Source organism: Novosphingobium sp. 1529 (genome assembly GCF_040544855.1).
In the GTDB taxonomy this organism is placed as follows: Bacteria; Pseudomonadota; Alphaproteobacteria; order Sphingomonadales; family Sphingomonadaceae; genus Novosphingobium; species Novosphingobium capsulatum.
Genome location: NZ_JBEPKW010000002.1, coordinates 437,021 through 457,939, shown reverse-complemented (window position 1 = coordinate 457,939; position 20,919 = coordinate 437,021). Strand labels below are relative to the sequence as shown.

At 65.8% G+C, this 20,919-nt stretch carries 20 protein-coding genes and 1 pseudogene; 7 read left to right on the top strand and 14 right to left on the bottom strand.

Features of this window, described 5'->3' with window-relative positions; all coding sequences use genetic code 11:
* Positions 1-16 precede the first annotated feature (16 nt).
* The 3 genes from ABIC78_RS07405 to ABIC78_RS07395 all read left to right on the top strand — a co-directional run bounded on the left by ABIC78_RS07405 (position 17) and on the right by ABIC78_RS07395 (position 5,108).
* Complete coding sequence (locus ABIC78_RS07405; protein ID WP_354488609.1) at positions 17-2,473, top strand: TonB-dependent receptor; 2,457 nt, start codon at positions 17-19, stop codon at positions 2,471-2,473.
* A gap of 178 nt (positions 2,474-2,651) precedes the next feature.
* Positions 2,652-4,421, top strand: coding sequence for a GGDEF domain-containing protein (locus ABIC78_RS07400; protein ID WP_354488607.1), 1,770 nt, complete (start codon positions 2,652-2,654; stop codon positions 4,419-4,421).
* 114 nt (positions 4,422-4,535) lie between these two features.
* Positions 4,536-5,108, top strand: a complete 573-nt coding sequence (locus ABIC78_RS07395) for a TetR/AcrR family transcriptional regulator (protein ID WP_022675436.1) — start codon at positions 4,536-4,538, stop codon at positions 5,106-5,108.
* Here the strand turns inward: ABIC78_RS07395 and ABIC78_RS07390 are convergent.
* Positions 5,097-5,633: a DUF2141 domain-containing protein gene (locus ABIC78_RS07390; protein WP_354488605.1), complete on the bottom strand. Its 537-nt coding sequence runs from the start codon at positions 5,631-5,633 to the stop codon at positions 5,097-5,099. The two genes, ABIC78_RS07395 and ABIC78_RS07390, sit on opposite strands and share 12 nt — an antisense overlap.
* Before the next feature lie 92 nt (positions 5,634-5,725).
* Between ABIC78_RS07390 and ABIC78_RS07385 the strand changes: the two genes are divergently transcribed.
* Together ABIC78_RS07385 and ABIC78_RS07380 are read left to right on the top strand one after the other, a co-directional pair.
* Positions 5,726-6,913, top strand: a complete 1,188-nt coding sequence (locus tag ABIC78_RS07385; protein ID WP_354488603.1) for a CDP-glycerol glycerophosphotransferase family protein — start codon at positions 5,726-5,728, stop codon at positions 6,911-6,913.
* Positions 6,910-8,223: a lipopolysaccharide biosynthesis protein gene (locus ABIC78_RS07380; protein WP_354488601.1), complete on the top strand. Its 1,314-nt coding sequence runs from the start codon at positions 6,910-6,912 to the stop codon at positions 8,221-8,223. Before ABIC78_RS07385 ends, ABIC78_RS07380 begins: the two co-directional genes overlap by 4 nt.
* On the opposite strand, the gene ABIC78_RS07375 is transcribed toward ABIC78_RS07380, so the two are convergent.
* The 4 genes from ABIC78_RS07375 to ABIC78_RS07360 form a co-directional block, all read right to left on the bottom strand.
* Complete coding sequence (locus ABIC78_RS07375) at positions 8,220-8,981, bottom strand: NTP transferase domain-containing protein (protein WP_354488599.1); 762 nt, start codon at positions 8,979-8,981, stop codon at positions 8,220-8,222. The two genes, ABIC78_RS07380 and ABIC78_RS07375, sit on opposite strands and share 4 nt — an antisense overlap.
* Positions 8,978-9,871, bottom strand: coding sequence for a hypothetical protein (locus tag ABIC78_RS07370; protein WP_054131147.1), 894 nt, complete (start codon positions 9,869-9,871; stop codon positions 8,978-8,980). Before ABIC78_RS07370 ends, ABIC78_RS07375 begins: the two co-directional genes overlap by 4 nt.
* On the bottom strand, positions 9,868-10,869 hold the full coding sequence (locus tag ABIC78_RS07365; protein WP_022678515.1) for a diacylglycerol/lipid kinase family protein: 1,002 nt from the start codon (positions 10,867-10,869) through the stop codon (positions 9,868-9,870). Before ABIC78_RS07365 ends, ABIC78_RS07370 begins: the two co-directional genes overlap by 4 nt.
* Positions 10,870-11,054: 185 nt before the next feature.
* Positions 11,055-11,612, bottom strand: a complete 558-nt coding sequence (locus tag ABIC78_RS07360; protein WP_022678514.1) for an SOS response-associated peptidase family protein — start codon at positions 11,610-11,612, stop codon at positions 11,055-11,057.
* A 264-nt stretch (positions 11,613-11,876) separates the two neighbouring features.
* Here ABIC78_RS07360 and ABIC78_RS07355 point away from each other — a divergent pair, with 264 nt between their 5' ends.
* Positions 11,877-12,332, top strand: a complete 456-nt coding sequence (locus ABIC78_RS07355; RefSeq protein ID WP_354488595.1) for a GreA/GreB family elongation factor — start codon at positions 11,877-11,879, stop codon at positions 12,330-12,332.
* A 45-nt stretch (positions 12,333-12,377) separates the two neighbouring features.
* Here the strand turns inward: ABIC78_RS07355 and ABIC78_RS07350 are convergent, their stop codons facing one another.
* From ABIC78_RS07350 to ABIC78_RS07340, 3 genes and pseudogenes are all read right to left on the bottom strand, one after another.
* Positions 12,378-12,656, bottom strand: coding sequence for a hypothetical protein (locus ABIC78_RS07350; RefSeq protein ID WP_171795972.1), 279 nt, complete (start codon positions 12,654-12,656; stop codon positions 12,378-12,380).
* A gap of 38 nt (positions 12,657-12,694) precedes the next feature.
* Positions 12,695-12,988, bottom strand: a pseudogene (locus ABIC78_RS07345) (HU family DNA-binding protein); the annotation flags it as partial.
* Between the two features lie 368 nt (positions 12,989-13,356).
* Complete coding sequence (locus tag ABIC78_RS07340) at positions 13,357-13,527, bottom strand: hypothetical protein (RefSeq protein WP_168351015.1); 171 nt, start codon at positions 13,525-13,527, stop codon at positions 13,357-13,359.
* 171 nt (positions 13,528-13,698) lie between these two features.
* Here ABIC78_RS07340 and ABIC78_RS07335 point away from each other — a divergent pair, with 171 nt between their 5' ends.
* Positions 13,699-14,460, top strand: coding sequence for a GntR family transcriptional regulator (locus ABIC78_RS07335; RefSeq protein ID WP_022678509.1), 762 nt, complete (start codon positions 13,699-13,701; stop codon positions 14,458-14,460).
* Between the two features lie 7 nt (positions 14,461-14,467).
* Here ABIC78_RS07335 and ABIC78_RS07330 read toward each other — a convergent pair whose 3' ends face one another.
* The 6 genes from ABIC78_RS07330 to ABIC78_RS07305 all read right to left on the bottom strand — a co-directional run bounded on the left by ABIC78_RS07330 (position 14,468) and on the right by ABIC78_RS07305 (position 20,918).
* On the bottom strand, positions 14,468-15,610 hold the full coding sequence (locus ABIC78_RS07330; RefSeq protein ID WP_354488592.1) for a diguanylate cyclase domain-containing protein: 1,143 nt from the start codon (positions 15,608-15,610) through the stop codon (positions 14,468-14,470).
* 88 nt (positions 15,611-15,698) lie between these two features.
* Positions 15,699-16,148: a BLUF domain-containing protein gene (locus tag ABIC78_RS07325; protein ID WP_022678507.1), complete on the bottom strand. Its 450-nt coding sequence runs from the start codon at positions 16,146-16,148 to the stop codon at positions 15,699-15,701.
* Positions 16,138-16,818, bottom strand: a complete 681-nt coding sequence (locus tag ABIC78_RS07320) for a response regulator transcription factor (RefSeq protein WP_022678506.1) — start codon at positions 16,816-16,818, stop codon at positions 16,138-16,140. The genes ABIC78_RS07325 and ABIC78_RS07320 overlap by 11 nt, the downstream gene beginning before the upstream one ends.
* Before the next feature lie 478 nt (positions 16,819-17,296).
* Complete coding sequence (locus ABIC78_RS07315) at positions 17,297-17,905, bottom strand: TetR/AcrR family transcriptional regulator (RefSeq protein ID WP_354488590.1); 609 nt, start codon at positions 17,903-17,905, stop codon at positions 17,297-17,299.
* Positions 17,906-18,003: 98 nt separating this feature from the next.
* Positions 18,004-19,797, bottom strand: coding sequence for a hypothetical protein (locus tag ABIC78_RS07310; RefSeq protein WP_354488588.1), 1,794 nt, complete (start codon positions 19,795-19,797; stop codon positions 18,004-18,006).
* Positions 19,798-19,808: 11 nt separating this feature from the next.
* Positions 19,809-20,918, bottom strand: coding sequence for a protein-glutamate methylesterase/protein-glutamine glutaminase (locus ABIC78_RS07305; protein ID WP_354488586.1), 1,110 nt, complete (start codon positions 20,916-20,918; stop codon positions 19,809-19,811).
* Position 20,919: the final 1 nt, after the last annotated feature.

Genomic DNA, 20,919 nt, shown 5'->3' with positions numbered 1-20,919 from the left:
AAACAGGGAGAGCGTGATGCGGGACATGAGGGGCTGGTTCTGCGCGGGTGCATCGTGCCTGTGCCTGGCGATGCCGGCACAAGCGCAGGATACGACCGCGACGGGGCCTGATATCATCGTCCGCGCCACGCCGCTAGCGGGTGAAGCGCCGGAAGTGGGCAATGCCAGGGCACTACAGGCTACCCAGGCGGTAAGCGTGGCAGAGCATCTGGCCCGCACGGCACCCGGCGTTACGATCAACGACGTGCAGGGCAATCCGCTGCAGCCCGATGTGAATTATCGTGGCCTCACTGCCTCGCCGCTGCTCGGCACGGCGCAGGGGCTTTCGGTCTATCTCGATGGGGTGCGCGTCAACCAGCCGTTCGGTGACGTGGTTAGCTGGGATCTGATCCCGACCGTGGCGGTGGCCGATATCGACCTGGTATCGGGCGCGGCCCCGCAATTCGGCCGCAATGCCCTGGGCGGTGCGCTGGTCCTGCGCACCAAGAGCGGCAAGAGCGATCCCGGCGTCACGCTGGAGGCCAGCGGTGGTGCATTCGGTCGCGTGACCGGCAGCGCCCAGGCCGGCGGCGTTCTGCCCGGTGGGCTGGACTGGTACGTCGCCGCCGACCATTTCCGCGAGGACGGCTGGCGCGATCTCTCGCGCTCGCGCGCCAGCCGGGCTCTGGCCAAATTGGGGTGGAGCGATGCGGCATCGTCGGTATCGCTGGCGGGCCACTTTGCCGATACCAACCTCAACGGCAATGGCCTTCAGGAAATGCGCCTGCTCGCCGCCGATCGGCGCAGTGTCTATACCGCGCCTGACAATACCCGCAATCGCATGGGCATGGTCGTGCTCAATGGCGAAACCCGCCTGGACAGCGGGCTGCATCTGCGCGGCAACGCTTTCTGGCGCCATCTGCGCACCCAGACGTACAATGGCGACGTCAACGATGATGCCTTGGGCGAAAACCTCTATCAGCCCAATGCTGCCGAACAGGCCGCGCTTACCAGCGCCGGCTATACCGGCTTTCCCGTAGCGGGCGAAACCCAGGCCAATACACCGTTTCCCCAATGGCGCTGCATTGCCAACGTGCTGCTCAACACCGAGCCAAACGAGAAATGCGATGGCCTGATCAACCGTTCGCAAACCCGGCAAAGCGAATGGGGCGCAACGCTGGAGGCATCGGGCCGCTTCATCACCGGGCCGGTTGCCCACGACCTGACACTGGGCGCATCCTATATCGGCAGTACCGCGCATTTCACGCAAAGTAGCCAGTTCGGCTATATCCTGCCCGATCGCACGGTCATGCCGGTAAGCGGGCCGGGCGCCTTTGCCGATGGCACGCAGGATTCCGAAAACGCCTTTGATGCCAGGGTCGATCTGCGCAGCCGCACCACGGCGCTGTCGGCCTATGCGCTTGACCGTGTCGGGCTCGGCCAGCGGCTTACCCTCGACCTGGCCGCGCGCTATGATCGGGTGGCGGTGCGCAACCGCGATGCAATCACGCCGGGCGGCGGCACCGGCTCGCTCGACAGCAGCCCGGTCTATCATCGCCTCAACCCGGCGGTTACGCTCACCGGCAAGGCGGCTGACGGCACGACGCTGGCGCTATCGTGGAGCCAGGCCAGCCGCGCCCCTTCGGCCATCGAACTGGGCTGTTCCGACCCGGCCAGCCCATGCCGACTGCCCAACGCTCTCGCCGGTGATCCTCCGCTGCGCCAGGTGATTGCCCGGACGATGGAAATCCGCCTCGACCGCGGCAATGGCTGGGGCCATGTCCACGCCGCGCTGTTTCGAACCGACAGCAGCGACGATATCCTGTTCGTGGCCAACGATGCCTCGGGCTATGGCTACTTCCGCAATTTCGGCAAGACGCGGCGGCAGGGCCTGGAACTGTCGGCAGATGCCCGGCTGCGCGCCTTCACCTTTTCGGCAAGCTATACGCTGCTCGACGCCACCTATCGGTCGAGCGAGGTGGTCAACGGTTCGGGCAACAGCAGCAACGATGGCAGTGGCCCCGGCTTTGACGGCACGATCGCGATCCAGCCCGGCGACCGCATTCCCCTGTTGCCGCGCCACACGGTGAAAGCGGCGGTGGGATGGGAGGCCACGCCGTGGCTATCGCTCAATCTCGACATGGTGGCCGTTTCCAGTGCCTTTGCCCGCGGCAATGAAAATAATGCCCACCAGGCGGATGGCACCTATTATCTCGGCCCCGGGGGAACGGCTCCGTATGCGCTGTTCAACCTGGGGGGAGAAGTTCGTCCCCGCGCCGGGCTGACGATCTTTGCCATGGTCCGCAACCTGTTCGACAAGGATTATGCCAGCGCCGCACAACTCGGCGCCACCGCCTTCGATGCGCAGGGCAGGGTGGTGTCACGGCCCTTTGCCGGCCCAGTGATCGATGGCGAACGGCCTTTGCTGCAATCGACGTTCTTCGCGCCTGGCGCGCCCCGCTCTCTCCAGGTGGGTGCCCGCCTGCATTTCTAGGCTTTCCCGGCCCCCCGGCAACCGGCCCCCCCCCCAAACCGGGCCGGTTCCCACCCCGCCGGCCCGGCGCGCCCCCCGCGTCGGGCCGGTTTTCAATCCGGTAATCATTTACATAGGTATTTGTGGTAAATGCCGCTGCATGAGTGGTTTGGACGCAGCGATGGATGGGGGGCGGCGCATGCTGGGGCGTGCGGTGCGGCTGATCTTGTCTTGCCTGGCCCTGGCGGTGGCACAGCCGGCCCTGGCTGGCGCGCCTGACCAATGGATTACCTTGGAAAATGCCTGCCATGCCACGGGCGCCACGCCAGCACCGGGCCACGATGCCACGCTGCCCACGCGCTTTTCCTGCCATGGCGAGCTGCGCGATTACCAACGCGCCAGCCTCTGGCTCAAGGTTAACGCGCAAACTCTGGCGCAGGCGGGGCCAACGCCGGTGCTGATGGTCCATTCCTCGCGGTTCGATGCGCTGCACGTGGGCTTTTTCTATCGCGATGGTACCGCCGATTGGCAGGAGGTGGCGCGCGGTGCCTATGGCGCGAACTGGCGCCTGGGTGGCCAGATCGCGTTCGTTCCGCCGCAGCGCGATGCCGCGCTGGTTGGCGTGGTCTTGCGATTCCACCGGGTGGCATCGGCACCGATGCTGCGCATGCGCCTGATCGATGGCGGCCAGGCGCAGATCCAGGCCACGGCCATGGCCAGCATGATCGGCGCGATGCTGATGCTGCTGGCGTTGGGAGCGGTCTACAATTTCGGGCTCGCCTTCGCGGTGCGACGGCAATTCCCGGCCTGGCAGGGCGCCTGGGCCACCTGCATGGTCGCCTGGGGGGCGATGTGGTCGCAATTTCACCTGTTCTTCTTTCCGGGGCTGGCCGGGGTCGTTTCGGCGCAGATCTGCACGGCGCTGTCGTGCCTGGCTACCCTCTTGGCCACCTACAGCCTGCTTACCGCGATCGATCCTGGGCACGTGCCGCGCTGGCTGGGCCGCACCACCCGTGTGGTCGCGCTCGCCACGGCACTGCTTGGCGTGCCGCTCAGCCTGATGCGCAGCGGGCCGCTGGAGTTCTGGGCCAATGCATTGGGCTTCCTGGTCTTGCTGCTGCTGGTTCTGGCCGGATCGTGCCTGATTACCGCATGGCGGCGGGGCAGCAGCGCCGCGCGTGCGTTTGTGGGCGCATGGGCTGTGCCGATGCTGGCGCTCGGCCTGTCGTCGGTCGTGGATTTCAGCCACGCCGTATGGGGCGGGGGGTCGCAGATGCTGGTCCTGGCCGCATCGGCCTGGCAGACGGTGTGGCTGTCGGTTGCGGCCACCCGGCGCTTCATGGGCATGCGGATCGAGCGTGACCGCGCCCTCGTTGCTGAAGCAGCAGCGCAGGAGCAGGCCCGGCGCGATCCGCTGACCGGCCTGCGCAATCGCCGTGGTTTCACCGACGCGATCACCCCGCTGCTCGACCGCGTAACCCAAGCCCCAGACGCGGTGTTGGACGACAGCCACGGCGTTGCCCTCCTGCTGCTCGATGTCGACCGCTTCAAGGCGATCAACGACGCCCATGGCCACGACGCCGGCGATGTCGTGCTGGTAACGCTGGCGCGGCGGCTCGCGCGTTGGGATGGGGCAATGTGCGTGACAGCGCGCCTGGGCGGTGAGGAGTTTGCCTTGCTCGCCACCGGCATGGGCCGCTTTGCCGCCCTGCAACTGGCCGAAAGCGTGCGCACGGGGCTGAGTGATTGCGACCATTCCCCGTTTTTCGGGCGTGGCCAGGTAACGGTGAGCGTGGGCGTGGCCATGGCGCGGGCCGGAGACGATTTCGCCGCGCTCTATCGCACCGCCGATGCTGCGCTCTATGCGGCCAAGCACCAAGGCCGTAACCGCGTGGTGATCGCGCCCGACGTGATCTATCCCGAAGGCGATGACGCCGCGATGCCGATCCGCATCGGCATCGGCGACTGACGCTGTTTTTGGGTGAGGGCCTTGCCTAGCCGGCTTGGCTCCGCTTAATCCTCGGTTCTTGGCGACGTGAACCGCGCCAGACGTGGACCACGAGGGGATACGAGTTTGGCTCGATTGAAGCGCAGCGAAAGCCAGGCGCGTACGCGCGAACGGCTGCTGCAGGCGGCAACCGATCTGTTTCGGCGCGATGGCTATGCGATCACCTCGCTCGAACGCATTGCCGATGCGGCCGGCTTCACCAAGGGCGCGGTCTATTCCAATTTCGACAGCAAGGAAGCGATCTATCTCGAAGTGTTGAGCGCCGAAGCGCTTCGCAGCCTTGGCGATTTGCTGGCCGACCTTGACGGTGCCACCGATGCCGCCGGGGTGGTGGACGTGGTAGCCGCCTGGGCGCAGGAGCGTTCGCGCCATGGCGGATGGTCCCTGTCGGTGCTGGAACTGGCCCGCACCTCGCCGCCCGGATCGCCCTGCCTCGAACGGCTTGAGGAAATCGTGCGACGGGGCTGGCGCGAGCTTGGCGGCTATCTGCGGCAGCGTTTCCCAGATGGTCCGGCACAACCGGAAACCCTCGGCGCGCTCTTGTTCGAGATCGCCTATGCCCCGGCACTCACGTTTCTGGCCAGCCCTGATGCAGCCGACCTGGTGCGCCTGGTCTTGCCCGCACAATTGGCGCCGTCACCGGCCTGATGGCCCGATCATCAGCCCTTTGCGATACTGCATGATGACCGGAACGCTGATCGGCCGGTTGGTGATGGCCACGGCCGTGGCGGCAAACGCGGGCTTCAACTTGAACACCGAGAGATGCGGATTGCGGGTAAAACCGCCACCATCATTCCAATCGGATTTGCCGTTGGCGTTGGCATCGTGGCGCACCGCCACGGCATAGTCGCCCGGTTGGCTGATCGGAAAGCAAAAGCGGATCGGACCACCACCGTGGCGGCGCTGCTCGATCCGCATTGCCCATTGCCCCTTGTCGAGAAAGCGCGCGCCACCTGGCCCGTAAAGCTGGGCGCGCACCGTCCCCTTGTCGTTGATAAAGCCGCTGACCTCCACGGTAAGTGAGGGTTGTCCCGGAAGGCATTCCCGGTCGGGTGTGCGGCTTTGCGCTGCTGGCATGGTTGGTGGCGTGGACGGTGTCTGCGCAAGCGCGCTCAGCGGCAAAAACGCGAGGAACACTGTGGCGCCCGCCCATACCCATGGCGTTGTTGGCACGTTCGCTTCTCCTGTCTGATGGGGGAGGTGGGCATGCTCTTGCCCGGCGGGAAAGAGTTGCAATTCGCCCGGAATTGGGTGACCGCCAGCCCATGGCGGACGACATTCTGTTTCTGTTCAACCACGATGCCCCGCACCAGGTGGCGCATATTGCCGGCATCGCGCGCGCGATGGTGAAGACGGGTGCCGATGGCCGCACCGTCACCTGCGCGGTAGCCACGCCGGCCATCCGCGCGCGCGTGGAAAGCATCCTCGGCCCGGCAGCGGGGCAGGTGGCGTGGTATGACATGGCGTTGCCGGGGTGGCTGGAAACTGCCTTGGCACTGCCCAACAAGGTGGCGCCGGTACGACGGCTGATGCGGCTGCGCCATCACGCCGGGCGGATCAACGCGGCGCGTGTGGTGGTCAGTGCAGAACGCACGTGCCTCTCCATTCGCGAAGGGCGGGGCAAGGCGCTGTTTGCCTATGTGCCCCACGGGGCGGGCGATCGCATGGTGTCCTATCATCCGGAAAAGGGCGGGTTCGACCTGATCCTGGTGAGTGGTCACAAGACCGCACGCGAGATGGTGGCGCGCGGCGTCGCCCCGGCCGAGCGACTGCGCGTGATTGGCTACCCCAAGTTCGACACGATCGATCTTGCCCAGTCCAAACACCTGTTCCCCAACGGCAATCCCGTGCTGGTCTATAACCCGCACTTCGATCCGCTGCTGTCGAGCTGGTATGATCATGGCCCGGCGCTGCTGGACTGGTTCGCCAGCCCGGCGGGGCAGGCGTACAATCTGATTTTTGCCCCGCATATCATGCTGTTTGCCAAGAAACTTCATGTATCGCTGGAATACCGCACCGCGCGCCTGCGCCCGGATATTGCCCCGCATTGGCAGAGCGCAGCCAATATCCTGATCGATACCGGCAGCGCCGCGCTGGTCGACATGACCTATACGTTGGCCGCGCATGCCTACATCGGCGACGTATCGAGCCAGGTGTACGAATTCCTGGTCCGACCCCGGCCGCTGCTGTTCCTCGATGCGTTCTCGCACGATCCACGATCGCGCGAGGGGGCCTATCCGGCCTGGCAGGCTGGCGACGTGGCGCGCGATGCGGCGGGCCTGGCAGCGCTGATCCCTGGCGCATGGCAGCGCCATGATGCCTTTCGCGCCACACAAGAGGCGATCTTTGCCGACACGGTCTCGCATCAGGCGGGCCATCCGGCCGTGCAACGCGCGGCGCAGGCATTGCGCGACCTGGCCGCCGGGCGCGGCGCGATCGGACGCCAGGCGTGACGGCGCGATCGCGGCTGCGCGCGGTGCTGGCCAATCTGGGCTGGCTCCTGGCCAGCAATGCGCTGATGGCCGTGCTCTCGCTTGTCTATATCGGCATGGCGACGCGCACGCTGGGGCTGGCTGATTTCGGCCGCTTTGCCCTGATTACGGGCACCGCCCAGACGCTGGCCATGCTGGTCAGCTTCGAAACGTGGAAAGTGGTCGTGCAGTATGGCCTCGATCACGAGGCGGCCGGCGACAACGCCGCCACCTGGCGCCTGGAACAGGCCGCCGCGCTGATCGAAGTCTGCAGCGCCGGCCTGGGCATCGCCTTGGTGATTGCACTGTTTTCCCTCTGGCCGGCGCCGTTCGGCATGGATGCCGCTGTGGTGCCCTATGCCATCGGTTATGCCGTGGTGCAGTTGATCACCTTGCGCTCCACCCCCACGGGCATTCTGCGCATGCGTGATCGCTTCCGCCTGGCGGCCCTGGCTGATAGCGTGCAACCGATCGGCCGCATGGTCGGGGCGACGCTGGCACAATGGCTTTGGCCGGAATTGGCCGGCTTCCTGCTGGCCTGGGCCATCGCCGAACTGTTGACCTTGGCCGCAACCTGGGCCTTGGCGGCGCAAACCGGTGACGTGCGCGGATTGCTGCGGGTGCGCCATGGCTGGCGCCAGGCGCGCACGGAAAATCCGGGCATCGGTCGCGTGCTGATCAGCACCAATGGACAATCGACCCTGGGCCTTGCCGCCCGGCAGGCGCCGCTGCTGTTGGTCGGCGGCTTTGTTGGAGCCGAGGCGGCAGGGGCCTTTCGCCTTGCGGCGCAACTGGCCAATGCCCTGTCCAAGATTTCCATCCTGCTGACGCGGGCCGCCTTTCCCGAAATCGTCCGGTCGATCCGTACCGCGTCGCGCGCGCACTTTCGCGCCGGGGTGTTGCGCGTCGGCCTGGCTGGCTTGCTGGCGGCCGGCGCCGTGATGGCGCTGGTGGCGCTGGCGGGCCGCAATCTGTTGATGGCCGTGGGCGGGCACGCGTTCGGTGCAGGATATGTCTATCTCTTGTGGCTGGCCGGGGCCGGCGCGATCGAGCTGGCTGCCGCCGCGTTCGAGCCGATCCTGCTCTCGGTGCACCGCGCGCTGTCGGCCACTGTGGCGCGGGCTGCGGCCGTGGCGCTGCAACTTGGCCTGATGCTGGTGCTGCTGCCCCAGATCGGTGCCCTGGGCGCCAGTATCAGCGTGTTCGCCGGATCGGTGGCGGCAAGCGTGTTGTTGGGCGCGGTCTTGTGGCATTATGCCATGCATCACGGGTTGGACGAGGCAGCGGCCTAGGCTGGGCCAAGTCGGCCGGCGATCCGCCGTGCCAGCACCAGATCGGCCGGCTTGTCGACATCGACAGCCGCCAGCCCGTGGGGACTTGGAACCGCTTCCACCCTCAGTCCAGCTCGCTCGCCCAAAGTGGCCATCGCCTCGGTGAGCGACAGCCGCCCCAGCGCATAGCGCAGCAGAAGCCGGGGGCCGAGGCGCCAGACGATCCGCCACGGCCGCTTGCGGTCGCGCTCGACCGCCTGCCAAAGCGCAAACGCGGCCGCGGCGCGGGGCGTGGCAAAGTGAAACAGATTGCAGCCCGACCATTGCCCGTCGGCAAAGCGAAGCCAGGTGCGCTGGGTTTCGGGGACGGCCGCCTCCACGACGTCGCGCCGCGCCAAAAGCACCGAGACATCGGCATCGCGCGATACCGCCGCGCGAAAATCGGCAACCCATGCTGGTTGCAACAGCGCATGATCGGCCGTGGTCAACAGCATCGGCGCACCCAGCAAGGCAAAGCCGCGCGCGGCGCTTTCACTGGGGCCGTGGGCTGCCGACACCAGTTCGCAGCCCAGTTCCTGCGCCAGGGCCGCGACGGCCGGATCAGACGCAGCGACAGCCACGCGCCCGGCTCCGGCGGCGCGCACCGCCGCGATCACGCGCGCGAGCATTGGCACACCGGCCACCGGAACCAGCGCCTTGGCCGGCAGACCCTCGCTGGCGGCAACGGGGTCGTCCGGCCCGCGCGCTCCGGCAAGGATCAGGGCGGAAAATGCCGTCATGCGCGCCGCGCCTGCCATAGCCGCAACAGCACGCCCGGTGCGGCCAGGATCGGGTGGCGTTCGCGCCATGGTGTCAGCGCCAGACGCAGGCCGGAATGCCGTTCAATCTTCCACAAGGCATAGCGGGCGGCACCTTCGAACGTGAAGGCAGCCTTGACCAGGCGCAGGGCGTTGAGCGGCTTGCCCAGCGCGCGGCGCAACCGCCAGGCGCGCTGCCAGCGGCGGCGCTGTCCTTGCGGTACTTCCGGTTGCCAGGCCGCGCCGCTGCCAGACAGCAGGATGCCCTGGCTGGCCCAGGCAAGCGGCAGCATCGTGGCAAAGTGGGCTGGATCGGCCGAGAGGATGGCGTCGCTGCGGGCGGGCGGTTCCACCCGCAGTTCGGCGCGATAGGTCTGGCGGAACAGCGCCCGCCACCACGCCTGCGCCGGGCCTTGGCCTGGGCCAAGCGCCAGGGCAAAGCGGGCGGCCGTGGCAATAGCATCGGCCACCGCCTGGGTGACCGCAGCAGCCATGGCAAGGTCGTTGGCCACGAGCAGCCGGGCAGGCTGGCAGAACCGCGCCCATACCGTGGTATCGATGCTTTCGCCGCGCGCCGCCCGGCGAAATTGCGCCAGGGACATGACCGCGACCTTGGCCCGCACGGTGACGGCGCCAAGACCGATTTCATGATAGCCAACGTCGGGCCAGATCAACGCCGCCAAGCCGCGCGCCGGGCGGCGGTGGAGGACATAGAAATCAACCAGCCCCTCCAGATCGTCACGCCGCAGGTTCGATCCATAAAACAGCACGGCATCGCCACCGAGCCGGGCGCAGACCTGGCGGGCCGCCGCCACGATCTCTGGCTTTACCGGTTGTGCGAGGCTGGCTGCCACCGCCTGGTTCAGGCTCATGCCGGAACCACGAATTGGATCGGCCGGCCCCGGCTGATGATCAGATTGCCGCCAGGAAACTGCTCGCCATCAAGGATGAAGCCCCGGTCGAGCGAGAGATAGACCTTGTCCGCATCGCGGCGGATATAGCCATCTGCTTCCAATGCCGGCGATTCCCGTCCCTTGATCACCGCCAGGAAATTGCGGTGCAGGGCACGGGGCGGGGCCTTGACGGTAAGGAACTTTAGCCCGTCGCGGATGCGACCGAACGGGCGCAGGCCCACCGGCATCTGCCGCAAGGTCGAGGCCAGCATGAGATAGACGCGTTCGGCAAAGATCTCCACGCCATCGCGCGACACCCGCGCCATGTCGCCACGGCGCCAGCTGTTGCGCGGCCCGCCGAACAGGCTCTTCAGCAAGGCCATCAGCACGGTCATTGCCACCGCGATGGCGTTGAACATGCCCTTGCGGTGAACGCGCTGCGCCAGCAACGTTGCGCGGCTGAACACGCCCAGGCCAAAGATAAAGCCGAGCTGGTCGGGCAGGGCATTGTTGTTCCAGTGAATATGCACCGGCGCGCGGTCGGCGACGCGGTTTTCCATGTGCGCTCGGATCGCGTCGCCCAGGCTCCAGTGCGCGGGCAAGGCCAGATCGAACGCCAGCGCGTTGGTCTTGCCCGAGGGGATCACCGCCACGCGCGGCAATGCCCCGCGATACACCATGTGCGCCACGCTCAAGACATCACGTACGGTTCCGTCGCCGCCATCGATTACAATGAGTTCGACGCCTTCGTTGGCAAACTGGGTGATGATGCTGACCAGTTCGTTGCGCGATGAGGGTTCGCGCTTGAACACGACGGCCTCGGGCAGTTCGGTCGGGCGTGAGCCGCCGTTGTTGCGGTGGCTGCGCGGATTGCTCACCACGCCTACGCGGGGCACCGGGCGGCTGACTTCGGTGGGGGTAAAATCCTTGGCGCGGATGATCGCCACCCCGCCGTGTTGATTGAATTCCTGTCTCATTTCCGCTCGATAGAATGCGCACCGCGCCAGTGGCGCAGCGCTTTGACATGACGGTCCGTAAAAACTCCAATGGTGTCGCCAACGCGCAAAGCCAAGATCAGTTTCCAAAAAAAACTGTTATTCGGTGCAAAATAGGCGGGGGCGTAAGGCAGGCTTGGGTACAGTTCGTAAAAAGCAGCCGCCGCTCAATCGCCCAGTGGCATGATCCGATCGGGGTGAAGCGCCTGGACCAGCGTGTCCACCTCCTTCCAGCCTTGCGCCAGCCAGCGCGCCTGTTGCGGCGCCGTTAGCAGCAGGGGGACGGAGGCGGGGGGATTAGCTGGGCCCGATAGCGCGTCGACACCAACGGTCAGGATGGCAAAGCTGGGCACTTCGGAATCGCGCCAGATGCCGGCAAAGGCCATGATCGGCGCATCGGGCGATCGCCACCACCGCCGTGCGCCGCCTGCGCGAAAATGCGTGGCAGGCACCAGGCAGCGCATCTCGGGATGACGCAAAGTGCCAATCCAGAACGGGCTTTCCACATTGCGCACCGTCGTCACCACGTGCTGCCCGCGGGGCGGTGGTGGCACGCCCCATTGGCGCGGCACCAGGCGCCGCCGGCCATCGCGGCCACGCACCACCACCGGAGCATAGCCGCCCGGGTTTACCGCTCCACCGGTCCAGACATCGCCGTTGGCATCGGCCGCCAGCGCCTGGGCAATGGCATGGGCCGGGGCATCGAGAACATAGGCGAGTGACATGGCTGGCAATCCTTGTGAAACAGGATGGCCATGCCGCCAAGCATTTCACGCAGAGAAATGGCTTGCTGGCCCCTCTGGCCTTTTCGGTGCACGCAGGGCATTGTGACGCTCGCAACTCTATTTCACCCTGCTGCCGGCGGGCAAGGCTTGCTGCTTTTGCCCGCCGGCTTTTTCTGGTCTGCGCTCTTGGGGCGGTGGCTGCTCTTGCTCTGTCGCGCAAAGCGGGCAAGAGGGAAGACCCACCCTGCTGACCAAGGATCAGGCATGAGCGTTGCGTTTCGCCGCGAAAGTGATGACGAGCATCTCGAACCCAAGTTCGAGCGGCCGATTCCGCCTGGGCCCAATCTGGTAACGGCGCGTGGCCTGGGGCAATTGAGCGCCAGAGTGGCAGAAGTGGAGGCATTGATCGCCACGCTGCAGGATGAGGAGGCGCTCAAGGCCGCGCGCCGCGATCTGCGCTATTGGAGTACGCGCCTGGCCACCGCCCAGGTAATGCCTGCGCCGTCCGGTGACGTGGTGGAGTTCGGTTCCACCGTGACGCTGGTGCATAACGGCCGAGAGCGGACGATCACGCTCGTCGGCGACGACGAGGCCGACCCAGCGACAGGCCTGCTGGCGTTTTCCGCGCCGCTGGCGCGCGCGATCATGGGCGCCGAAGCGGGCGAATATGTGGATTTTGGTGGCAAGGCCGAAGCCGTGGAGATCGTCACGATCACGTGAAGCTGATCGGCGTCGCTGGGAAAGCCTGCGCGGCGCGATCGGCGCTCAAGCGGGGTCGGTGGGGGCCTGCGCCTGGAGCTGGTCCAGCATGTCCATGAAGTTGCGCGCAGCGTCCCGCTCGGCAGGATCGGGAAAGGCCACGTCGAGATCGGGCGCATTGCCCAGGATGTGCATCAACGCCCACATCGCAAAGCGCCGGCCGGGATCACGCTCCAGGCCAAAATCCACGGAAAGGCGTTCCATGCCCGCGGCCAGTGCCGCTGGCGCTACCGATGCAGGATCGGCAGCGCCGAAGTAGCGGCGCATCTGGTCGTCGAAATCCACGAAACGCCTTTCCGAGGGGAAAAAGCCAGCAGCGGCGATTAGCCGTTCAGCTTGTCCTTGAGAGCCTTGGCCGGCGCGAAGCTGAGCTTGCGCGAAGCCGCGATCTGGATCGGTTCGCCGGTCGAGGGATTGCGGCCTTCGCGGGCCGGCACGTCCTTGACCTTGAACTTGCCGAACGCGTTCAGCGAGATTTCCTCACCCTTGGCAGCGGCTTCGGCGATGGCGGCGAAAACGGCGTCGACCGTCTTGCGGACCTCGGCCTTGGCAATGCCCTGGCTGGCGGCAACGGCATCGACAAGTTCAGTAGTGTTCATGGTAGCGTTTCTCCAAAATGCTGCGTGGGGCCTAACGCCTGATTTGCGCGCTGTAAATCGGCGGAGAGACGAAGAACCATGGGTTTGCGTTCATTCGCCGGCGCGTTTTCCACCGCTACGGCACGTTGGCACCGTCATTGTCTGGGGCCATAGCCAGATCATGACGCGTTGCAGCACGAAGGACGCCGGTTTTCCGGCAGCAATCCCTGCGCTGACGTTAACGATCTTTCGGCGTCTGCATGTCCGGGCGCTTGCGTAAGGTTGCACAGGCCTGGCGATAGCCAGCGATATTGCCGAATATCCCGACGCGACAACGGAAATTGCCGTAAACAGGGTTGGCTTGCGCCTACGTCGGCTGCGCTGCAGGCCCCATCGTCAGGCTCCGCTCAATCAGCGGATTGGGGCACGCGATAACAACTGTAACGGTTCTGCGCATCGCCTTCATGACGGCGCGATTGCGCATATGCGGTATGAGGCAAGCGCAGGCTCAGCGACACATCCGGGATCAGCCACGCGGACGCATGAATTTTCCATATCGGACCGAAAAATGCGGCCATCACGCTGGTCCAACGACAGAATCGCGCCCCGGTATGCATTCGAAAAACGTCCCGATTCTCGCGCAGCGCCTTGATCGGGTGTGAGTTCAATCCATAACCATTGCCATACAGATAAAATCCCTGTTGTTCTCGGTTCCCGGGCAGCGTAGTGCTTGAGCGTAAAGGAGAGCCATGGCCTTCGTTGATCAGATTGGTGCGCTTCGGGAAAACGAAGCCGGCCCACGCTACATGCGGCTGCAAAAGCTTATTCGTCACGCGGTAGACAGCCGTCGCCTTGCCGCCGGCGCCGCTCTGCCCAGCGAGCGCGACCTTTGCGAGGAATACGGGCTGTCGCGCGTCACGATCCGCAAGGCGATCGATGGCCTGGTGGAAGAAGGCTTGCTGGAAAGGCGCCAGGGCGCGGGCACCTTTGTCTCGGAAAACCTTCAGAAAGCCAGCAGCGGCCGCGTGGAAAAGAGCTTTTCGGCGCTGTCATCGTTTTCGGAAGACATGATGGCGCGCGGGCGTAAGCCCGGCAACAAGTGGATCGATCGTTCCGAAGGCCTCGTTACGCCCGAGGAATCGCTATCGCTGGGCCTGTCGCCGGGCTCGAAAGTCTATCGCTTCCAGCGCATCCGTTACGCCGATGGCGTGACCATGGCGCTTGAAGGCGCCACCGTGCCGGGTTGGGGCCTGCCTTCGGTCGCGACGGTCGAGAACTCGCTCTACACGGCCTTGCAACAGGCTGGGCACAGGCCGGTGCGGGCGCTGCAGCGCGTGCGCGCGATCGGCTTTCCGGCGGAGATGGCCGATCTACTGGGCATCGCTGCCGGCGATCCGTGCCTGTTCATCGAACGCCGGGCGTTTCTGCCCGATGGCCGGGTGATCGAAATCACCCACAGCTATTATCGTGGCGATGCCTATGACCTGGTCGCCGAATTGAGCGAGATCTGACGCAGCCTCAGGCGACGCGGCGGCGATTGGCGCCGCGCTCGCGCTTGGCCTGGTACAGGCGCGCGTCCGCCTCCTGCAGCAGCGCATCGAGCTGATCGGCGCGATTGTCGCTCACCACGCTGCCCACACAGGTGGAGATCAGGATGACATGGTCATCCACCTCGAACGGCTCGGCGATCGTGGTGCGCAGGCGCTGCGCGAGAAGACCGGCCTCTTCGCTGCGTGACAGGCCAAATTGCACGACGGCAAATTCATCGCCGCCCAGGCGCGCAACGATATCGCCATTGCGGATCGCGCCGCGCAGGCGATTGGCCACTTGTTCCAGCAGGCGATCGCCAGTGCCGTGGCCATAGGCATCGTTGACTGGCTTGAAGCCATCGAGATCGAGATAATGTACGGCGACGAGGCCGTGGGGAGACATGACGGCAGCATTGGCCTCGAAATGCTCGCGCAGGGCGAGGCGATTGGGCAGGGCGGTCAGGTTGTCGCGCCGGGCCAGCGAGAGCGAGACCAGCCGATGGCCGATCTCAGCCTTGACCATGTCATGGCGCATGCGCAGCGACTGTCGGCCGCCGATCACGAAAGCCGTGGCGATAAACGCCAGCCCGATCGTCAAAGGGCGGGCCTCGGCCAGCGCGAGCAGCAGGGTTGGTGTCATCGCCAGGGCCATGAACAGCGAGGCAAGACGCGGCCGGGCGCCAACGCCGGTCGCCACGCCTGCACAAAACCCGACAAGCACGCAGATCGTCAGGGCCCGCGCATCGCCACGATCCAGGTGGATCACCCGCGCCCCGATCAGGCCGAGCAACCCGGCAAAGCTGCCATAGGGGACGGCGAACAGCAGTTCCAGCCGGCGCGCGGCGGGCCGGTCGAGCAGGGCGGTCAGGGCGCGGTGACGCAAGCGCACCGCCAGGATGATCCGCGTGGTCCAGGCACAAGCCGCCAGGCAACCCAGTACCATGATCACGCGATCCCCTGTGTCGTGGATCATCAGGGCGAGATAGGCGGCAAAGATCACCGCCATGTAGATCGCTTGCAATGGCGTGGCATAGAGCCCGCGCACGAGTTCGGCATAGATGCGGTCGGCCAGTGCTGGCCCGCCGGCAGCGGCATCCGCGCCGGCACCGGCCGGAAACGTCGTTCGGGGCACCGGCGCTCTCTCCACATGGCACCACCTGCGGCGCAGGCGGGCTCAATGATTACGTGCAGATTGCGATTGCGGGGTTAACAAATGTTGATCACGTCGCACGATGCTGGCCGCAGCCGGGGTTCGCGCCGGGCAGGGGCCTGGCAAACGCCTGCAACAGGCTTAGTAGCGCGGGTGCACCATCGGCCATGGCCGTGCGAACCTGGCCGGCCAGATAGACTGATGCCCCGGCATAGGCGAGTGCCCAGCCATCGAAACGGCGATAGGGCAGCGTGCCTTCGGCCAGCGTCATGATGTGGGTGTGGCGCACATCATCACAGATCGTGCTTCGCATCTGCGCCAGTGCGGTGGCGGGGCCTTCCAGTGCCTGGATGAAATGCTGCCCGGTAAACAGCAGGGCGCCGCTGAGGCCGCATTCGGCATTGCGCAGCGCCGCGTGGGCAACCAGGGCCTCTACGGTAGGACCGGCCCAGGCGGGCGCAACGGCGCAATTGCTGGCATAGAGCCAATGCTGCACGGTGGCCCCACCCTCAGGCTGCATCAAGCCCTTGATCCAGAACGCCGGTGAACACGGCGAAACGGATCAGGGCAGCCAGATTGTCCATTTGCAGCTTTTGCATGATGTTGCCCCGGTGCATTTCCACTGTGCGTACCCCGATCCGCAGCCGTTCGGCAATGGCGCGGTTGGTCAGCCCGGCAACCACGCCCCGCAGCACTTCCTGCTCGCGCGGGGTCAGTTGTGTGGTCAAGGCCGTAGCCTGGCCCACGCGCTGCTGCTGGGCGACGCGAGCGGGCAGGATCGAAAAGCCGTGTTCGAGGACCGGGCGCAAGGCATCGGCCTGAACCGGCATTTCCAGGAAATCCACGGCGCCGGCGCGCAGGGCCTGGACCACCTGCGGGATCGTAGGGGAAACGGCCATGACGATCACGGCCATCTCTGGCCGTTGCGAAAGGACCGCGCGCACCATCGGGCCAGGGCCTTCTTCTTCGCCGGCGATGGGCGTGGCTTGGGCAGGGGGCTCAGGCGTGCGCCAGGCCAGCAGGACGCAGCCGGCGGGAAGATAGCCCAGCGCGTCTGCCAGATCGGCAGACGCGGCAAAAGGATGACAGTCCAGCCCTTGCTGACGTATCAATTGTGCCAGATCCCGACGATGCAGGGCATCGCTATCCACGATGTGAACGGTGCGTTGCGCCACGTTGATCTCGCCCATCCCGGTTCGGCAGACCGAACCTGTTCAGTTATAACCGAAATCAGCCTTAGATTGCAGGCTCGGCAACCAATACCGTAGCGATACGGGGTACGGTGATCTACGCCGAGTAATTGCAACAAACTGACATGAGTTAGGAGAAAACGACAGCTGCAATCGGTGTTGCTGTGCAAATTAGCTTGCAGGGAACCGGTTTCGTCAACGCGCAATAGCGGGCACGCACGCGCATCGACGAAACCGGGGCCAGGCCCGGCCGGGCTGCTTTACGAAAAAGCCTATTGCCCGGCCGCCCTTTGCCGACGCGCGGGGGACGCGTCGAATAAAGAAAGCCCGCGAGGGACCATGGGGATGGGGGGATGCCGGCCAATGGGGGGAGAAGCCGGCTGGCCCCGCGACTTTCAATACCAATTGGTATAGAAACCCGCAGATGCCGCGTCAACAAGTTTATATACCGCTCGGTATCGCAAACGGCGGGCGTTGCTCAACGCCCCGGCCAGAGTGCCAAGGCGGTTTCGACGATCGTATGAAGGCGCGCAAAATCAGCACCTGAACCGGCTTGGACGCTCATTCCGCTCAACAGGCACAGGCAATAGGCGCATAGCGCCTGCGCGGTGTATCCGGGAAAATCGCCCTCCGCCTCGGCCCGCTCGAACCGTGCAAGCAGCGCCTGCTCATAGGCAGCGCGGCGGGTAATCACTTCTTGGCGCATCGATTCGTCATAGGTGGAGGAAGCGACTGCGTGCATCACGCCAAAGCACGCCCGTCCGCCCTCGCTGGTGGTCAACATTGCCAGGGCATCGCGTAGCATGGCCGCCGCCACGCCGCGCGCGGTCGGCGCCAAAAGCGCTTGGGTCATGAACGCCAGCTTGTCCCGCTCGTAAAGGTCCAAAGCCTTACGAAACAAGGATTCCTTGTTGCCAAAACAGGCATAGAGGCTGGGCCGGGTAATCCCCATCGCCTCCGTCAGGTCAGATAGCGAAGCGCCATCATAGCCGCGTGTCCAGAACACGTGCAGAGCGGCGAGCAAGGCTGCATCGGGATCGAACTGACGCGGTCTGCCACGGGAGGGACCAACGGGTGTGGCAAGCATTGGCGGGATCGCGACTTGGTTCATATGCCGCAGACTATAGGCAGGCAGGCGCGCAGGTCCAGCACGGGTGCTGCCCGCGTCGCTTTCGCCGCAGCAGATCAGAACAGCGCGTCGTCGAACAAGGCGTCGTCGTCGTCGTCTTGGGCGTCACCGGGGCCAAAGCCGGACGTGGGCTGGCTGTTGGCGAGCGGCACCATCCCGTGCAGGAGAAAGCGATCGTGCACCACGCGTTCGCTCGCCATGGTATAGATCTGCCCCAGCGCGTTCATCAGCGCGGCGATCGCAGAATGGGCGGCGGGATCATCGCTGTTGCCACTGCCGGCAAGGTCGGCGGTGCGCACCGCGATCGCCTCGATCGTCTTGGCGAGGTCGAGGCTCACTTCCAGTTCGTCCCGCGTCTTGCGCAGCATGGTGGCGATGGTGTCGCTCTGCTGGCTGGCCACGGCGATGGCCTGTTCCGTGCGCTGCGCGCCTTGGCGGATCATCGCCAGCGAGAGCGCGAGTTCGTCGCCAGTGCCGACCTCGCCGGAACGGTCTGTGCCGCGCATCGCGGCCGAGCATCCGTCGAGATCGCTGGCGGCAGCGTTGATATGCGTGACCGCACCGTCCAGCGTTTCGGCGTGGCTGCGAATTTCGTTGGCGATGACGGTCATGGGCCGGCCGATCGCTTCAACCCGCCGGCAGGATAGGCCGATATTGATTGCCATCAGTTGTACGTCGACGCGCAAGTGACGGATTGCGGCGGCGCGGGCTATGAGGTCAGCCACGGTGGCGATGATCAGGCCCAGCGTCTGTTCGGCCTGGGCATCTGCTTCTTGCAGTTGCGCGATCATGGCGGTGGCTTCGGCAATCCCACTCTCCAGCTCGCGCAGGAACGCCGCTTCGCCGGCATGCTGCTGCGCGGGATCGTGATCGGCCGGCGCGGCGGGGGCCTGCAACGCCAGCAGGCGGTTGGCCTCAGGCTCAAGATCGTGCAGCGATCCCACAAGCACCAGCGTTTCGCGGCGGAAATCGATGGCGGTTTCTTCAAGCTGGGCGTGCAGCAGGGCCAGCACATGGTGGCAGGCCGCCTCTTCGGCGGGGGAGCCGGGCGGGCGCCCGCCCAGGTGCGCGTCGAGCATCTCGCATCCGGCCAGCACATGTTCCAGCCGCTGGCGGGCAATATCGCCGATCTGGATGGCGCCCAGCACGGTCGCGACCTTGGCCTGGATCGTCGCGGCGATCTCTCCGGTTGTGCGCGCCATCGCGGCCAGGCCATCCTGGTGGCTGGCCAGCGCGCCGGCATCGCGGATCAGGCGGTCTGGCACCTGTGGCACCACGCGCGCGCATTCGTTGACCAGCCGCGAATCCGATCGCAGCATGCTGGCAAGGCCTGCTTCCAGTTCGGCCAGGCGCCCGTCGAAGCCGGCGGCGTCGGCTTTGCCCATGTCCAGTTTCTGCGCCATGAGATCGGCGAAATCGACAAAGTCGCGCGCGCCACCCGCGGCAATCTTGACGTTCATGCCATAGATCTTGAGCGCGTCGAGCGTGCGTTGCAGATCATGGATCTGCGCGGTGAGGCGGGCCGATACGGCGCGGATGTGGCCCACCTGGTCGGCCCGACGGGCGGCCTGATCGGCCACGCTGTAAAGCCGCTTGGCCGCGCGGGTGAGGTTTCCCACCGCGCCCGAACCATCGCCATCGCCCAGGGCAGCGCTGATCTGGCCGAGGGTGCCGACCACGGCCGAAATAGCCTCTACCGTCCGCTCCAGCGTGGTGCCGATGCGGGTGAAATGATCGTCGAGACCATGCAGGATATCTGCGAGGCGCAGGCGCAATGGCGCGGTGAGCGCGGCATCGGCCGGCGGCGGCGGGGTATCCGCCATGGGCGGCATCAGCGGTTCGGGTTGCATCGCGGCTCTCCTTATCGCGCCGTAGCCTGCAACAGTTCCTGGGCGATCGCGCCAAGCGGCACGATGCGATCGGCGGCGCCGCGCGCGATCGCTTCCTTGGGCATGCCGAACACGATGGAGGTGGCTTCGTCCTGGGCGATAGTGCGCGCGCCGGCCTCCTTCATTTCCAGCAGCCCCCGCGCGCCATCGTCGCCCATGCCGGTCATGATGATCCCCACTGCATTCGATCCCGCGCAGCGCGCGGCGGAGCGGAACAGCACATCGACCGAGGGACGATGCCGGCTGACCAGTGGCCCGTCGCGCACCGAGACAAGGTAGCGCGCGCCCTGGCGTTCGAGCAGCGTATGCTTGCCGCCCGGCGCGATCAGCACATGGCCGCGCATCACGGTGTCGCCGTCTTCGGCCTCCTTCACCGATACCTCGCACAGGCCATCGAGCCGGCGGGCAAAGGCGCGGGTGAAATGTTCGGGCATGTGCTGGACGATGACGATGCCCGGCGAATTGGCGGGCAGCGCTTCCAGCACTTCGCGCAAGGCTTCGGTGCCGCCGGTGGAAGCGCCGATGCACACCACCATTTCGGTGGTGCGGCTCATCGCCTTGCTGCCCACGGCGCGCACCGGTGGTGGCGGCAACACGGCATCGGCGGTCAGCTTGGGCTGGGGATGGAGCGAGGGCGGCGCGCTGGCTGCGGCAGAGCGGCGGCCGCCACGCACCTTGGCCCGCGCGGCTGCCTTGACCGTGTCGCGGATCATCAGCCGGCTTCCGGAAAGGTGATCGGCCACGCCCACGCGCGGTTTCAGGATCACGTCGACTGCGCCCGCATGCATGGCTTCGAGCAGCGTATCCGAGCCTTCCTCGGTCAGCGACGAGCACATCACCACCGGCACGGGGCATTGCTGCATCAGCTTGCGCAGAAAGGTGATGCCATCCATGCGCGGCATTTCCACGTCGAGCGTGATCACGTCGGGCACCTGTTCGTGGATGTGGCGGGCGGCAGCAAAGGGATCGGCTGCCGTCGCCACCACTTCCAGTTCGGGATCTTCTTCCAGGATGGCTTTCATGGTCTGGCGCACGCTGGCGCTGTCGTCGATGACCAGGACGCGGATCTTGGGGGCCGGCATC